The following is a 16,019-nucleotide window of genomic DNA, read 5'->3' as shown; positions in this document are numbered from 1 at the left end:
ACCGCAGAACTCAGTTACCGCTCGAGTTCAGCGCTTCGGTCAGTGCAGCTTCCACTTCACTGGCGCTTACGCGCAACGGCTTGTCAGCATCACGGCGACGCTTGCGCTCGCTGTGATAGGCCAGACCGGTACCGGCCGGGATCAGACGACCCACGACTACGTTTTCTTTCAGGCCGCGCAGGTAATCGCGCTTGCCGGTGACTGCCGCTTCGGTCAGTACGCGGGTGGTTTCCTGGAAGGAAGCCGCCGAGATGAACGATTCGGTGGACAACGACGCCTTGGTGATACCCAACAGAACGCGAGTGTACTTGGAGACGAACTTGTCTTCGCCGCCCAAACGCTCGTTCTCTACCAGTACGTGAGTCAGTTCCATCTGGTCGCCCTTGATGAAACTCGAATCGCCGGATTCAGCGATTTCAACTTTACGCAGCATCTGACGCAGGATGGTCTCGATGTGCTTATCGTTGATCTTCACGCCTTGCAGACGGTAAACGTCCTGGATCTCGTTAACGATGTACTTGGCCAGCGCGCTCACACCCAGCAGACGCAGGATGTCGTGCGGATCGCTTGGGCCGTCGGAGATAACTTCGCCGCGGTTTACTTGTTCGCCTTCGAACACGTTCAGGTGACGCCACTTCGGAATCAGCTCTTCGTACGGATCGGAACCGTCGTTCGGGGTAATGACCAGACGGCGCTTGCCTTTGGTCTCTTTACCGAACGCGATGGTGCCGCTGACTTCAGCCAGAATCGACGCTTCTTTCGGACGACGGGCTTCGAACAAGTCGGCAACACGCGGCAGACCACCGGTAATGTCACGGGTCTTCGAAGTTTCTTGCGGGATACGCGCGATAACATCACCGATCGCGATCTTCGCACCGTCCGCCACACCGACCAGGGCGTTGGCTGGCAGGAAGTACTGAGCGATAACGTCAGTGCCTGGCAGCAACAGATCCTTGCCGTTGTCGTCGACCATCTTCACTGCTGGACGGATTTCTTTGCCCGCAGCTGGACGATCTTTCGCGTCAAGTACTTCAATGTTGGTCATACCGGTCAATTCGTCAGTCTGACGTTTGATCGTGATGCCTTCTTCCATGCCCACGTAGGTCACGGTACCTTTCATTTCGGTAACGATCGGGTGAGTGTGAGGATCCCACTTGGCCACGATTGCGCCAGCGTCGACCTTGTCACCTTCTTTAACCGAAATCACAGCACCGTACGGCAGCTTGTAACGCTCGCGCTCACGACCGAAGTCATCAGCGATGGCCAGCTCACCGGAACGGGACACAGCAACCAGGTGACCATCCACTCGCTCAACGTGTTTCAGGTTGTGCAGACGGACGGTACCGCCATTCTTCACCTGAACGCTGTCGGCTGCGGAAGTACGGCTTGCCGCACCACCGATGTGGAACGTACGCATCGTCAGCTGGGTACCCGGCTCACCGATGGACTGGGCAGCGATAACGCCGACCGCTTCACCGATGTTCACCTGGTGACCACGAGCCAGATCACGGCCGTAGCACTTGGCGCAAATGCCATAGCGGGTTTCGCAGCTGATCGGCGAACGCACGATCACTTCGTCGATGCTGTTCAGCTCGATGAATTCAACCCACTTCTCGTCTACCAGAGTGCCGGCAGGAACGATGACGTCCTCGGTACCTGGCTTGAATACGTCACGGGCAATAACACGACCCAATACGCGCTCACCCAACGGCTCTACAACGTCACCGCCTTCAATGTGCGGAGTCATCAGCAGACCGTGTTCGGTGCCGCAATCGATCTCGGTTACAACCAGATCCTGCGCCACGTCTACCAGACGACGAGTCAGGTAACCGGAGTTCGCAGTTTTCAACGCGGTATCCGCCAGACCTTTACGAGCACCGTGAGTGGAGATGAAGTACTGAAGTACGCTCAAACCTTCACGGAAGTTCGCAGTAATCGGCGTTTCAATGATGGAACCGTCCGGCTTGGCCATCAGACCACGCATACCGGCCAGCTGACGAATCTGTGCTGCGGAACCCCGCGCACCCGAGTCAGCCATCATGTACATCGAGTTGAAAGACTCTTGATCGACTTCAACGCCATGACGGTCAATAACCTTCTCTTTCGAGAGGTTGGCCATCATCGCCTTGGAAACTTCGTCGTTCGCTTTCGACCAAAGGTCGATCACTTTGTTGTACTTCTCGCCCTGGGTTACCAGGCCGGAGGCGTACTGGCTCTCGATCTCTTTCACTTCGTCGGTGGCTGCACCGATGATGCGGGCTTTTTCATCCGGGATAACAAAGTCGTTAACACCGATGGAAACGCCGGAGATGGTCGAGTAAGCGAAACCGGTGTACATCAACTGGTCAGCGAAGATCACGGTCTCTTTCAAACCAACCACGCGGTAGCACTGGTTGATCAGCTTGGAGATCGCCTTTTTCTTCATCGGCAGGTTGACGACGTCGTACGATAGACCTTTTGGCACAACCTGGAACAGCAGCGCACGGCCGACAGTGGTGTCGACGATACGGGTACCGCTCACGCTGTTGCCGTCACGGTCGTTGACGGTTTCGTTGATACGTACTTTAACCTTGGCGTGCAGTGCGGCTTCGCCGGCACGGAACACACGGTCAACTTCCTGCAGATCCGCGAACACACGACCTTCGCCTTTGGCGTTGATCGCTTCACGAGTCATGTAGTACAGACCCAATACAACGTCCTGCGACGGAACGATGATTGGTTCACCGTTGGCTGGCGACAGAATGTTGTTGGTCGACATCATCAACGCACGCGCTTCCAACTGGGCTTCCAGTGTCAGCGGTACGTGCACGGCCATTTGGTCGCCGTCGAAGTCGGCGTTGTACGCGGCGCAGACCAGAGGGTGCAGCTGGATAGCCTTACCTTCGATCAGTACCGGTTCAAACGCCTGGATACCCAGACGGTGAAGGGTCGGTGCACGGTTGAGAAGAACCGGGTGTTCGCGAATCACTTCAGCGAGAACGTCCCAAACCTCTGGCAGTTCGCGCTCGACCATTTTCTTGGCCGCTTTGATGGTGGTCGCAAGACCACGCATTTCGAGCTTGCCGAAAATGAACGGTTTGAACAGCTCGAGAGCCATCTTCTTCGGCAGACCGCACTGGTGCAGGCGCAGGGTCGGGCCTACGGTAATTACCGAACGACCGGAGTAGTCAACACGCTTACCGAGCAAGTTCTGACGGAAACGACCTTGCTTACCCTTGATCATGTCAGCCAGGGATTTCAGAGGACGCTTGTTCGAACCGGTGATAGCGCGGCCACGACGACCGTTGTCGAGCAGCGCATCGACAGCTTCCTGCAACATACGCTTTTCGTTGCGCACGATGATGTCCGGAGCGGACAGATCCAGCAGGCGCTTCAAACGGTTGTTACGGTTGATCACTCGACGATACAGATCGTTGAGGTCGGAAGTCGCGAAACGACCGCCATCCAGCGGGACCAGTGGACGCAGATCTGGCGGCAGAACCGGCAGAACGGTCAGCACCATCCACTCTGGCAGGTTGCCGGAACCCTGGAAGGCTTCCATCAACTTCAGACGCTTGGACAGCTTCTTGATCTTGGTTTCGGAGTTGGTTTGCGGAATTTCTTCACGCAGACGGCCAATCTCGTGTTCCAGGTCGATAGCGTGCAGCAGTTCACGGACAGCTTCAGCACCCATACGGGCGTCGAAGTCGTCACCGAACTCTTCCAGCGCTTCGAAGTACTGCTCGTCGTTCAGCAGCTGACCTTTTTCAAGGGTGGTCATGCCTGGATCGATAACGACATAGCTCTCGAAGTAGAGAACGCGTTCGATATCACGCAGGGTCATGTCCATCAGCAAGCCGATACGGGACGGCAGCGATTTCAGGAACCAGATGTGGGCGACCGGCGAAGCCAGTTCGATGTGCGCCATGCGCTCACGACGAACCTTGGCCAGTGCAACTTCAACGCCGCACTTTTCGCAGATCACACCACGGTGCTTCAAGCGCTTGTACTTACCGCACAGGCACTCGTAATCCTTTACCGGGCCAAAGATCTTGGCGCAGAACAGGCCGTCACGCTCAGGTTTGAACGTACGGTAGTTGATGGTTTCCGGCTTTTTAACTTCACCGAACGACCATGAGCGGATCATCTCAGGCGAGGCCAATCCGATACGGATGGCGTCGAACTCTTCGACTTGACCCTGGTTTTTCAGCAAATTCAGTAGGTCTTTCAAGGCCTTTCCTCCTGGCGGAGCAGAGAGCGGGCAATCCTGCCCCGCTCTCGATTCGCGTCACGTGTTATTCGGTTTCCAGATCGATATCGATGCCGAGGGAACGAATTTCCTTGATCAACACGTTGAAGGACTCGGGCATGCCCGGCTCCATACGGTGATCGCCATCCACGATGTTTTTGTACATCTTGGTACGGCCGTTCACATCGTCCGACTTCACTGTGAGCATTTCTTGCAGAGTGTAAGCAGCACCGTATGCTTCCAGTGCCCAGACCTCCATCTCCCCGAAACGCTGACCACCGAACTGCGCCTTACCACCCAGCGGCTGCTGGGTAACCAGGCTGTACGAACCGGTAGAACGCGCGTGCATCTTGTCGTCTACCAAGTGGTTCAGCTTCAGCATGTACATGTAGCCAACGGTAACTGGACGCTCGAACTTGTTGCCGGTACGGCCGTCAGTCAGCTGCATCTGGCCGCTTTCCGGCAGGTCTGCCAGTTTCAGCATGGCCTTGATTTCGCTTTCCTTGGCGCCGTCGAACACTGGGGTGGCCATTGGAACACCGCCACGCAGGTTCTTCGCCAGATCCAGGATTTCCTGATCGGAGAAGCTGTCCAGATCTTCGTTACGACCGCCGATCTGGTTGTAGATCTCGTCCAGGAAGGTACGCAGTTCAGCGACTTTACGCTGCTCTTCGACCATCCGGTTGATCTTCTCGCCCAGACCTTTGGCCGCGAGACCCAGGTGGGTTTCAAGGATCTGACCAACGTTCATACGCGAAGGTACGCCCAGTGGGTTGAGGACGACGTCGACCGGGGTGCCATTGGCATCGTGCGGCATGTCTTCAACCGGCATGATCACAGAGACCACACCTTTGTTACCGTGACGACCGGCCATCTTGTCGCCCGGCTGGATGCGACGACGGATTGCCAGGTAAACCTTGACGATTTTCAGCACGCCTGGAGCCAGGTCATCGCCCTGCTGCAGTTTGCGCTTCTTGTCTTCGAACTTGTCGTCCAGCAGACGGCGGCGATCAACGATGTAGGCCTGAGCCTTCTCGAGCTGCTCGTTCAGAGCATCTTCAGCCATGCGCAGTTTGAACCACTGACCATGCTCAAGACCGTCGAGAACTTCGTCGGTGATGTCCTGACCTTTCTTCAGACCTGCGCCGCCTTCAGCCTTGTGGCCTACCAGAGCGGAACGCAGACGTTCGAAAGTCGCGCCTTCAACGATACGGAACTCTTCGTTCAGATCCTTGCGGATCTCGTCGAGCTGAGTCTTCTCGATCGACAGTGCACGAGCATCACGCTCAACGCCGTCACGGGTGAAGACCTGTACGTCGATGACAGTACCCTTGGTACCGGTAGGTACGCGCAGGGAAGTGTCTTTAACGTCGCTGGCTTTCTCACCGAAGATTGCACGCAGCAGTTTTTCTTCCGGAGTCAGTTGGGTCTCGCCTTTCGGAGTGACCTTACCTACCAGAATGTCGCCTGCGCCAACTTCAGCACCTACGTAAACGATACCGGCTTCGTCCAGTTTGTTCAGTGCAGCTTCACCCACGTTAGGGATGTCCGCAGTGATTTCCTCTGGGCCAAGCTTGGTGTCACGGGCCACACAGGTCAGTTCCTGAATGTGGATCGTGGTGAAACGGTCTTCCTGAACCACACGCTCGGACAGGCAGATGGAGTCTTCGAAGTTGAAGCCGTTCCATGCCATGAACGCGATGCGCATGTTCTGACCCAGCGCCAGTTCACCCATGTCGGTGGACGGGCCGTCGGCCATGATGTCGCTACGCTGAACGCGATCACCCTTGCTTACCAGCGGACGCTGGTTGATGCAGGTGTTCTGGTTCGAGCGGGTGTATTTGGTCAGGTTGTAGATGTCGACACCAGCTTCGCCGGTTTCAACTTCGTCATCAGCAACACGAACCACGATACGGCTGGCGTCGACGGAGTCGATCACGCCGCCACGACGAGCCACGACGCAAACGCCGGAGTCACGGGCTACGTTACGCTCCATGCCGGTACCTACCAGCGGCTTGTCAGCGCGCAGGGTTGGTACAGCTTGACGCTGCATGTTCGAACCCATCAACGCACGGTTGGCGTCGTCGTGCTCGAGGAACGGAATCAGCGACGCTGCAACCGAAACTACCTGCTTCGGCGAAACGTCCATCAAGGTGACTTCTTCAGGCGCCTTAACGGTGAATTCGTTCAGGTGACGTACGGCTACCAGTTCGTCGATCAGGACTTTCTGGTCGTTCATGGTCGCCGAAGCCTGCGCGATCACGTGATCGGCTTCTTCAATAGCGGACAGGAACACGATCTCGTCGGTGACCACACCCTCTTTCACCACGCGGTACGGGCTTTCCAGGAAGCCGTACTGGTTGGTGCGAGCGTACGCAGCCAGGGAGTTGATCAGACCGATGTTCGGACCTTCCGGCGTTTCAATCGGGCATACACGACCGTAGTGAGTCGGGTGTACGTCACGGACTTCAAAGCCTGCGCGCTCACGAGTCAGACCGCCAGGGCCGAGTGCAGAGACACGACGCTTGTGGGTGATCTCGGACAGCGGGTTGTTCTGGTCCATGAACTGCGAGAGCTGGCTGGAACCGAAGAACTCTTTCACCGCCGCAGCCACTGGCTTGGCGTTGATCAGGTCTTGCGGCATCAGGCCTTCGCTTTCAGCCATCGACAGACGCTCTTTGACCGCACGCTCAACACGTACCAGGCCAACGCGGAACTGGTTCTCGGCCATTTCGCCTACGCAGCGAACACGACGGTTACCCAGGTGGTCGATGTCATCGACGATGCCTTTACCGTTACGGATGTCGACCAGAGTCTTCAGTACCGCGACGATGTCTTCCTTGCACAGCACGCCCGAACCTTCGATCTCGGTACGACCGATACGACGGTTGAACTTCATCCGGCCGACCGCAGACAGGTCATAGCGCTCAGGGCTGAAGAACAGGTTGTTGAACAGGGTTTCGGCAGCGTCTTTGGTTGGCGGCTCGCCTGGACGCATCATGCGATAGATCTCGACCAGCGCTTCCAATTGGTTGCTGGTGGAGTCGATCTTCAGAGTGTCGGAGACGAACGGACCGCAGTCGATATCGTTGGTGTACAGAGTTTCGATGCGAACAACACCAGCCTTGGCAATTTTTGCCAGGACTTCAGTGTTCAGCTCGGTGTTGCACTCTGCCAGGATTTCGCCGGTGGCCGGGTGCACGATGACCTTGGCGGTAGTACGGCCCAGGACGTAGTCCAGAGGTACTTCCAGAGTCTTGATGCCGGCTTTTTCGATCTGGTTGATGTGGCGCGCGGTAATACGGCGGCCCGCTTCAACAATGACCTTGCCCTTCTCGTCCTGAATGTCCAGAACCGCAATTTCACCACGCAGACGCGAAGCAATCAGTTCCAGGCTGAGGGTTTCGCCGCTCAGCTTGAAGACGTTGGTGGTGTAGAACGCGTCCAGCACTTCTTCAGTGGTGTAACCGAGCGCACGCAGCAGTACCGATGCCGGCAGCTTGCGACGACGGTCGATACGCACGAACACGCAGTCTTTCGGGTCGAACTCGAAGTCCAGCCACGAACCGCGGTAAGGAATGATGCGCGCGGAGTACAGCAGTTTGCCGGAGCTATGCGTCTTGCCGCGGTCGTGGTCGAAGAACACGCCCGGGGAACGGTGCAGCTGGGAAACGATTACACGCTCGGTACCGTTGATTACGAAGGTACCGTTCTCAGTCATCAGGGGGATTTCACCCATGTAGACTTCTTGCTCTTTGATGTCCTTGATCGCTTTGTTCGACGATTCTTTGTCGAAAATGATCAGGCGCACTTTTACCCGCAAAGGTACGGCGAAAGTTACACCGCGCAATACGCATTCTTTGACATCAAATGCCGGTTCGCCCAGGCGATAACCGACGTACTCCAGCGCAGCATTGCCGGAGTAGCTGATGATCGGGAAAACGGATTTGAAGGCCGCATGCAGGCCCACGTCGCGGAACTGATCTTTAGTCGCTCCCGCTTGCAAGAATTCACGATACGAATCCAGCTGGATGGCCAGGAGGTAAGGCACATCCATGACGTCCGGCAACTTGCTAAAGTCCTTGCGGATACGTTTTTTCTCAGTATATGAGTAAGCCATCAGCGTTCCCCAGCTTGGTCACCTGCTTGTTTGGCCCCTCCCGACGGGAGCAGCCAGAAAATCGTGCAAACCCCATGGTTTGCTCCACCGCATCGGGTGGTTACAGCGCCCTTATCAGCACCGACCCAGTCGGCTGCCAATAACGGAAAAAGGCCGGTGGCAAGAGCCACCAGCCATCAGCCTGTCGCTTGACGCTCGGGCTGGAGGAGCAAAGTCGATACTTATTTCAGTTCGACTTTAGCGCCTGCTTCTTCCAGCTTCTTCTTGGCGTCTTCAGCAGCTTCTTTCGAAACGCCTTCAGCTACAACCTGAGGAGCGCCGTCTACTTTCTCTTTGGCTTCTTTCAGGCCCAGACCGGTCAGTTCACGAACTGCCTTGATCACGTTAACCTTCTTCTCGCCAGCTTCCAGCAGAACAACGTTGAACTCGGTTTGCTCTTCAACAACAGCGGCAGCAGCAGCTGGACCAGCCGAAGCAGCAGCAGCGGTAACACCGAAGGTTTCTTCCATCGCTTTGATCAGCTCAACGATTTCCACTACGGATTTCTGGCCGATTGCTTCGATGATTTGTTCGTTAGTCAGAGACATGACTCAATTCCTGAATTGGGGGACGGCCTACGCGACCATCGAAATAAACAAAAAACGCGAGAAGTTGACGAGCCTTAGGCTGCGGCAGCTTCTTTCTGGTCGCGAATTGCCGCCAGAGTACGAGCCAATTTGCTGGTAGCGCCTTGAATCACGCTCATCAGCTGAGAAATTGCTTCGTCACGGGTCGGCAGAGTTGCCAGTACGTCGATCTGATTAGCTGCGAGGAACTTGCCCTCGAACGCAGCTGCCTTGATCTCGAACTTGTCCTGACCCTTGGCAAACTCTTTGAAGATACGGGCAGCAGCACCCGGATGTTCGTTCGAGAATGCAATCAGGGTCGGGCCGGTGAACACGTCGTTGAGGACACTGTATTGAGTGTCAGCAACAGCGCGCTTGAGCAGGGTGTTACGTACAACACGTACGTAAACGCCAGCTTCACGAGCCTCTTTACGGAGTCCGGTCATTGCGCCTACTGTTACGCCACGTGCATCAACCACGACAGCGGACAGAGCGACTTTGGCAGCCTCGTTGACTTCAGCGACGATGGCCTTCTTGTCTTCGAGATTAATTGCCACGGGTTTAACTCCTGCTTGTTACCGTTTCATTCGATCGGAACCGAATGTCGTTTTGGTGTCTGATTCGGTAAGGAACCGGGAGCACCATCTGCGTAGGCTTATGGTTTAAGACTTGCGTCGCCTACGGTCTTGGATAGCCCCCGCCAGGCAGGGACCCCAATCTTTCAATTGGCGCGAACCATCGCGCCAACCTTTGTCTTACGCGTCGAGCGAGCTCTGGTCGATGACCAGACCTGGGCCCATAGTGGTGCTCAGGGTAACGCGCTTGACGTAGATACCTTTCGAAGAAGCTGGCTTGATACGCTTCAGATCAGCGATCAGGGCTTCAACGTTTTCCTTCAGCTTGACGGCGTCGAAGCCCATCTTGCCAACGGAAGTGTGAATGATGCCGTTTTTGTCGGTGCGATAACGAACCTGACCAGCTTTAGCGTTTTTAACCGCAGTAGCTACGTCTGGAGTTACAGTACCAACCTTAGGGTTAGGCATCAGACCACGTGGACCGAGGATCTGACCCAGTTGACCTACAACGCGCATGGCATCCGGGGATGCAATCACTACGTCATAGTTCAGGTCGCCGCCTTTCATTTCGGCAGCCAGGTCGTCCATACCTACACGGTCAGCGCCGGCAGCCAGAGCGGCCTCAGCAGCTGGACCTTGGGTGAACACAGCAACGCGAACGGTCTTGCCAGTGCCGTGTGGCAGCACAGTAGCGCTACGGACAACCTGGTCGGATTTACGCGGGTCAACACCCAGGTTTACAGCAACGTCGAACGACTCGCTGAACTTGACAGTCGACAGCTCAGCCAGCAGAGCAGCAGCGTCTACAATGTTGTAGGCCTTGCCTGCTTCGATTTTGCCGGCGATAGCCTTTTGACGCTTAGTCAGCTTAGCCATTACACACCCTCCACGTTAAGGCCCATGCTACGAGCAGAACCGGCGATAGTACGCACGGCTGCATCCATATCAGCTGCAGTCAGATCCGCGTTTTTGGTTTTCGCGATTTCTTCCAGCTGAGCACGGGTAACGGTACCAACCTTAACGGTGTTCGGACGAGCGGAACCGCTAGTCAGACCGGCCGCCTTCTTCAGCAGAACCGAAGCAGGGGTGGATTTAGTTTCGAAAGTGAAGCTACGGTCGCTGTAGACAGTGATGATCACTGGAGTCGGCAGGCCAGCTTCAAGACCCTGAGTACGGGCGTTGAAAGCCTTGCAGAATTCCATGATGTTCACGCCGTGCTGACCCAGAGCAGGACCAACTGGTGGACTTGGGTTAGCCTGAGCGGCCTTCACTTGCAGCTTGATGTAAGCGGTAATTTTCTTGGCCATGAGGCACTCCAATTACGGGTTCGAACGCCTCGAAAGGCTCCCCGGTTACTTGCGCGTTTATCCCAGTGACGACAAAACCCCACAGCCTACGGCTGCGGGGTTGGGATGCTTGTTCAGCTAGACCTTTTCGACCTGACTGAACTCCAACTCTACCGGGGTAGAGCGACCGAAAATGAGCACTGCCACCTGGATCCGGCTCTTTTCGTAGTTAACTTCTTCAACAACGCCATTGAAATCAGCGAATGGACCGTCGTTGACTCGCACCGTTTCACCCGGCTCGAAGAGAGTCTTCGGCTTAGGCTTGTCGCTACCATCAGCAACACGACGCAGAATTGCTTCCGCCTCTTTATCGGTGATTGGTGCAGGCTTATCGGCTGTACCGCCAATGAAACCCATCACCCGAGGAGTATCCTTGACCAAGTGCCAAGTACCCTCATTCATATCCATCTGAACCAGAACATAGCCTGGAAAGAACTTGCGCTCGCTTTTGCGTTTCTGGCCATTACGCATTTCAACCACTTCTTCAGTGGGAACCAGAATCTCGCCGAAGCCATCTTCCATGCCAGCCAGCTTCACGCGCTCGACAAGCGAGCGCATCACATGCTTCTCGTAACCCGAGTAAGCATGCACAACATACCAACGCTTAGCCACGGGACACCCTTAGCCGACAATCAAGGAAACAAGCCAGCCGAGCAGGGAATCAAGCCCCCACAACAGCAACGCCATAACCAGAACAACAGCCACCACAATCAGGGTGGTCTGCGTGGTTTCTTGGCGAGTTGGCCACACGACTTTACGAATCTCGGTGCGAGCTTCCTTAACCAGTACAAAGAAAGACTTGCCCTTCGCAGTCTGCAGGCCTACAAAGGCAGCTACAGCAGCAATGACAAGCAAAGCGAGTACACGGTACAGGATCGGCGAAGCAGAGTAATACTGATTGCCAACAACGCCAACAACCACCAAAGCGACAACTACAAGCCACTTGAGCAGATCGAAGCGAGAGCCTTGAGCTTCAGCTTTAGGAGTCATCTATGAAGATCCTGTGAAAAGAAAGCCAGACACACCGAGTGAATCTGGCAGGTCAGGAGGGAATCGAACCCCCAACCTACGGTTTTGGAGACCGTCGCTCTGCCAATTGAGCTACTGACCTAAAACAAAATCAGGCCGACCATTATGCCGGCCCGAAAAATACATTACAACCACTTACTCGATGATTTTAGCTACGACGCCAGCGCCGACGGTACGACCGCCTTCACGGATAGCGAAACGCAGACCGTCTTCCATCGCGATGGTTTTGATCAGGGTAACAGTCATCTGAATGTTGTCACCTGGCATTACCATTTCAACGCCTTCTGGCAGCTCGCAGTTACCAGTCACGTCAGTAGTACGGAAGTAGAACTGTGGACGGTAGCCTTTGAAGAACGGAGTGTGACGACCGCCTTCTTCCTTGCTCAGAACGTAAACTTCTGCGGTGAACTTGGTGTGCGGCTTAACCGAACCCGGCTTAACCAGAACCTGACCACGCTCAACGTCGTCACGCTTGGTACCACGCAGCAGAACGCCGCAGTTCTCGCCAGCACGACCTTCGTCGAGCAGCTTGCGGAACATTTCAACACCGGTGCAAGTAGTAACGGTGGTGTCACGCAGACCAACGATTTCCAGCGGATCCTGAACGCGAACGATACCCCGCTCGATACGACCAGTCACAACAGTACCACGACCCGAGATCGAGAATACATCTTCGATTGGCATCAGGAATGGCTTGTCGATCATACGAACTGGTTCTGGGATGTAGCTGTCCAGAGTTTCAACCAGCTTCTTGACGGCAGTGGTGCCCATCTCGTTATCGTCTTTGCCTTCCAGAGCCATACGAGCCGAACCGATGATGATCGGAGTGTCGTCGCCTGGGAAGTCATAGGTGGACAGCAGGTCGCGAACTTCCATCTCAACCAGTTCCAGCAGCTCTGCGTCGTCTACCAGGTCAGCCTTGTTCAGGAAAACCACGATGTACGGAACGCCTACCTGACGGGACAGCAGGATGTGCTCACGCGTTTGTGGCATCGGACCATCAGCGGCCGAGCAAACCAGGATAGCGCCGTCCATTTGAGCAGCACCGGTGATCATGTTCTTCACATAGTCAGCGTGACCTGGGCAGTCAACGTGAGCGTAGTGACGGATCAGCGAGTTGTACTCAACGTGCGCGGTGTTGATGGTGATACCGCGAGCTTTTTCTTCTGGAGCGCTGTCGATCTTGTCGAATTCAACTACGGCCGAACCGAAAACTTCGGAGCAGACGCGAGTCAGAGCAGCGGTCAGAGTGGTTTTACCGTGGTCAACGTGACCAATGGTCCCAACGTTGACGTGGGGCAGGGAACGATCAAATTTTTCCTTAGCCATCGATATCACCCTCAACAGAAGAAATTAGACAAACAATATCAACCATTAAAACAAAGGCAGATATTTTCATATCTGCCTTGTTATATGGAGCTCTTGAGCGGATTTGAACCGCTGACCTCACCCTTACCAAGGGTGTGCTCTACCAACTGAGCTACAAGAGCAAAACACTTTGCACAACCTGCAAACTTGGAGCGGGTAGCGGGAATCGAACCCGCATCATCAGCTTGGAAGGCTGAGGTTCTACCACTAAACTATACCCGCAGAGCCTGCAGCTCACGCTTAAATCTGGTGGAGGGAGAAGGATTCGAACCTTCGAAGTCGTAGACGTCAGATTTACAGTCTGATCCCTTTGGCCGCTCGGGAACCCCTCCTAATCAGGCCGGCATTCTATACTATGCCAAACCCTTGTCAAGCATTTTCTCATTTAAAAACCTGAGGTTAGCTGCGTTGACATCGCTTCACTTTGAATTCCTGTTTAGGTCTTCGCTGTGGAGCGGGCGCCATTCTATGCAAACTATTCAGTAGGTGCAACCCCCTCACATAGCATTATTTTATGTTTTAACTCATTGAATTCGTTGGAAAGGTTTTGCAACTGTACATCCCCCAGCAAACGCTGGCCCTGAGGCGAAACAGACAACCAATAACCAGCCCCAGATACATCCCTCGTCGAAGATTTTACATCAACCCCCATTTCAGCCAGACGCTGCTGGAGCGCTGGAATCGATTCCTGCCGAGAAAAACCGCCAAGGAAAAGACACTGTTGCCGACGCCCCGCCTGCCCCTCCCGAACCTCACCCGTCGTTTCGCTGAGCAAGCGAATGTCTTGCTGGGAACCTCGATACAAACTAAGAGGCGTCACGTCCTTCGCCCGCAAGGGCGCCTCCTGCTGATGCCAGACATAATAGAAACCATTAAGAACAAGGAGCAGGAGAAACAACCAACGCATACAAACCTCAGGAAAAAGGACACGCCATAGCCAAGCCCACAAAAACGAGGTCGGGTACGACTCGGGCCTCAGGCGCGACATCTGCGACCAAAACAGCATCACCGCCAGTTATAAAGACTGCGAAATCTTTCCCCCAGTAGGAACTCGCCATTTCCAGTTGAGTCAGCACAAAACCTCGCAACATTAACGAACACCCACGCTCCACCGCCTCAACAGTGCTCCGCCCAGGCGCATTGCTGGACAGCGCGCGTTCAGCCGCCAGGTCGCCATAGCGAATCTTACGGGTATGAGTACGCAACTGATTTCGCATCAACGGCATCCCCGGGCAAATAAAGCCGCCCAAATGCTCTCCATCAGCGGCAATAAAATCAGCAGTTACTGCCGTACCGAAATCGAGTACCAGGCAAGCGCTGCCCGATGCCAGATGAAACCCGCCAAGCATGGCCAACCATCTATCGAGCCCGAGACGCTCGTAGTCTTCATAACCATTTTTGACACCAGACATTTCACGAGCGGACTCAGCGCACACAACCGAAATACCGAACTCCCGCTCGATCGCATCGATCAATGCATCAGTTTCCTCTGCAGTCCTGACACTCACCAGGCGACACTTGCGCAGCACAAGCCCATCAAGAGATCTCAAACTATCAAGCAACGCCAGATCAGAGTCGACAACCCCTTCAGAAAAGAGAGCGTCGGGCGCAGCCTTCAGTACTCGCCATTTAATAAAGCTGTTCCCGCAGTCGAGCTCAAGAATCATCACGCAACCTCAGACTGAGCTCACCACCACTAAAGACTTTTTCCACGCCACTCACCTTCATGCGCAGAGCACCCTGACTATCTATTCCGAGCACCACGCCATCTACCTGACTCGAACCCGCAATCAATGATACAGGCCGATCCTGCCACAGGTGATTGGCCTCCCATTCTGCCTGGAGAACCGAGAAACCATCCGTCTGATGACGCTGGATGTAAGCACTTAACTGCTCACTCAGCTCAACCACCAAAGCATTACGATCACTGCTCTTGCCTGACTCAAGCCGGATAGAGGTCCACTGCTGGTCAACCTCATCAGCAAGCTGCATATTCACGTTGATACCAATACCCAACACCACATGGCAAACATCTGCCGGATCTCCAACGAGCTCCAGAAGAATGCCGGCGATTTTCTTGTTACCTACCAAGACATCGTTGGGCCACTTCAATCCGGCACTTGGCACACCAAAATTTCGCAGAGCCTGCAAGACAGCCAACCCCACGACAAGACTCAAGCCCTCGAGCTGGCGCATTCCGCCATCAATACGCAGGACAAGGCTGTAATAAAGATTTTCAGCGAACGGACTCACCCATTTACGACCTCTTCTCCCACGCCCGGAGACCTGCCGTTCTGCGAGCACCAAAAAGGGGGCCAAACTACCTTGGCCGATCGCGCGCAAAGCCTCAGCGTTTGTCGAGTCGACCGAATCCAGAACGGTCACCGGCCAGCTTGGCGCCATTGCAGATATAGTCAGAGAGTCGAGCAGCATCAATGGTGCAGCCAGTTGATAGCCCCGCCCCCGAACTTTATGAAGGGATAAGCCAAGATCAGCCTCCAGATGCTGAAGCTGCTTCCATACCGCACTTCGACTTATTCCCAGGGCAGCGCCCAGATCCTGACCAGAATGGAATCGACCATCCTTCAGAAGGTTCAACAACGTCAGCATGCAGGTCTCGCCTCACAATGAGGCCCGAATAATAGCCATGCCCCGGGCCGTTGCATAGAAATCAAGCAGATACATTTCCTGCGGGCAAAACAAAACCCCAACTGCTTTCGCAATTGGGGTTTCGGAATTTAATCTTGA

Annotated in this window: 12 protein-coding genes and 4 tRNA genes; all 16 read right to left on the bottom strand. The window is 54.9% G+C overall.

The window, feature by feature from the left end; genetic code table 11:
- Positions 1-10: 10 nt before the first annotated feature.
- The 16 genes from rpoC to birA all read right to left on the bottom strand — a co-directional run bounded on the left by rpoC (position 11) and on the right by birA (position 15,881).
- Entirely contained in the window at positions 11-4,210 is a 4,200-nt protein-coding gene (gene rpoC, locus ACW9IR_RS13905) for a DNA-directed RNA polymerase subunit beta' (RefSeq protein ID WP_034156498.1), read from the bottom strand.
- Positions 4,211-4,274: 64 nt separating this feature from the next.
- Positions 4,275-8,348 (bottom strand): DNA-directed RNA polymerase subunit beta, encoded by a 4,074-nt coding sequence (gene rpoB / locus ACW9IR_RS13900; RefSeq protein ID WP_016984190.1) that lies wholly within the window; start codon positions 8,346-8,348, stop codon positions 4,275-4,277.
- Between the two features lie 221 nt (positions 8,349-8,569).
- Positions 8,570-8,935, bottom strand: a complete 366-nt coding sequence (gene rplL, locus ACW9IR_RS13895; RefSeq protein ID WP_003228750.1) for a 50S ribosomal protein L7/L12 — start codon at positions 8,933-8,935, stop codon at positions 8,570-8,572.
- A gap of 74 nt (positions 8,936-9,009) precedes the next feature.
- On the bottom strand, positions 9,010-9,510 hold the full coding sequence (rplJ, locus tag ACW9IR_RS13890; RefSeq protein ID WP_008081912.1) for a 50S ribosomal protein L10: 501 nt from the start codon (positions 9,508-9,510) through the stop codon (positions 9,010-9,012).
- 198 nt (positions 9,511-9,708) lie between these two features.
- The gene (gene rplA / locus ACW9IR_RS13885) at positions 9,709-10,404 is read right to left on the bottom strand and encodes a 50S ribosomal protein L1 (RefSeq protein ID WP_007916481.1); all 696 of its coding nucleotides are present in this window, start codon (positions 10,402-10,404) and stop codon (positions 9,709-9,711) included.
- Positions 10,404-10,835 carry a 50S ribosomal protein L11 gene (gene rplK / locus ACW9IR_RS13880; protein WP_003228756.1) on the bottom strand — a complete coding sequence of 144 codons (432 nt, stop codon included), beginning with the start codon at positions 10,833-10,835 and terminating at the stop codon, positions 10,404-10,406. Before rplK ends, rplA begins: the two co-directional genes overlap by 1 nt.
- Before the next feature lie 117 nt (positions 10,836-10,952).
- Positions 10,953-11,486 carry a transcription termination/antitermination protein NusG gene (nusG, locus tag ACW9IR_RS13875; protein ID WP_007916492.1) on the bottom strand — a complete coding sequence of 178 codons (534 nt, stop codon included), beginning with the start codon at positions 11,484-11,486 and terminating at the stop codon, positions 10,953-10,955.
- Positions 11,487-11,495: 9 nt separating this feature from the next.
- Positions 11,496-11,864, bottom strand: a complete 369-nt coding sequence (secE, locus tag ACW9IR_RS13870) for a preprotein translocase subunit SecE (RefSeq protein WP_007916493.1) — start codon at positions 11,862-11,864, stop codon at positions 11,496-11,498.
- Between the two features lie 45 nt (positions 11,865-11,909).
- Positions 11,910-11,985: transfer RNA gene (locus ACW9IR_RS13865), tRNA-Trp, on the bottom strand.
- A 53-nt stretch (positions 11,986-12,038) separates the two neighbouring features.
- A complete protein-coding gene (gene tuf / locus ACW9IR_RS13860; RefSeq protein ID WP_095122212.1) occupies positions 12,039-13,232 on the bottom strand; it encodes an elongation factor Tu in 1,194 nt (397 codons plus the stop codon).
- An 85-nt stretch (positions 13,233-13,317) separates the two neighbouring features.
- Positions 13,318-13,393, bottom strand: a tRNA-Thr gene (locus tag ACW9IR_RS13855).
- Positions 13,394-13,419: 26 nt separating this feature from the next.
- A tRNA-Gly gene (locus tag ACW9IR_RS13850) sits at positions 13,420-13,493 on the bottom strand.
- A gap of 25 nt (positions 13,494-13,518) precedes the next feature.
- Positions 13,519-13,603 (bottom strand) — tRNA-Tyr (locus ACW9IR_RS13845).
- A 143-nt stretch (positions 13,604-13,746) separates the two neighbouring features.
- The gene (locus tag ACW9IR_RS13840; protein ID WP_102901735.1) at positions 13,747-14,178 is read right to left on the bottom strand and encodes a hypothetical protein; all 432 of its coding nucleotides are present in this window, start codon (positions 14,176-14,178) and stop codon (positions 13,747-13,749) included.
- A 7-nt stretch (positions 14,179-14,185) separates the two neighbouring features.
- A complete protein-coding gene (locus ACW9IR_RS13835) occupies positions 14,186-14,938 on the bottom strand; it encodes a pantothenate kinase (protein WP_102901736.1) in 753 nt (250 codons plus the stop codon).
- On the bottom strand, positions 14,928-15,881 hold the full coding sequence (gene birA / locus ACW9IR_RS13830) for a bifunctional biotin--[acetyl-CoA-carboxylase] ligase/biotin operon repressor BirA (RefSeq protein ID WP_102901737.1): 954 nt from the start codon (positions 15,879-15,881) through the stop codon (positions 14,928-14,930). The genes ACW9IR_RS13835 and birA overlap by 11 nt, the downstream gene beginning before the upstream one ends.
- Between the last annotated feature and the right edge of the window lie 138 nt (positions 15,882-16,019).

Source organism: Pseudomonas sp. SDT291_1_S447 (assembly GCF_054070155.1).
Note: the sequence above shows the minus strand (reverse complement) of the source record. Positions and strands in the feature narration are given on the sequence as shown.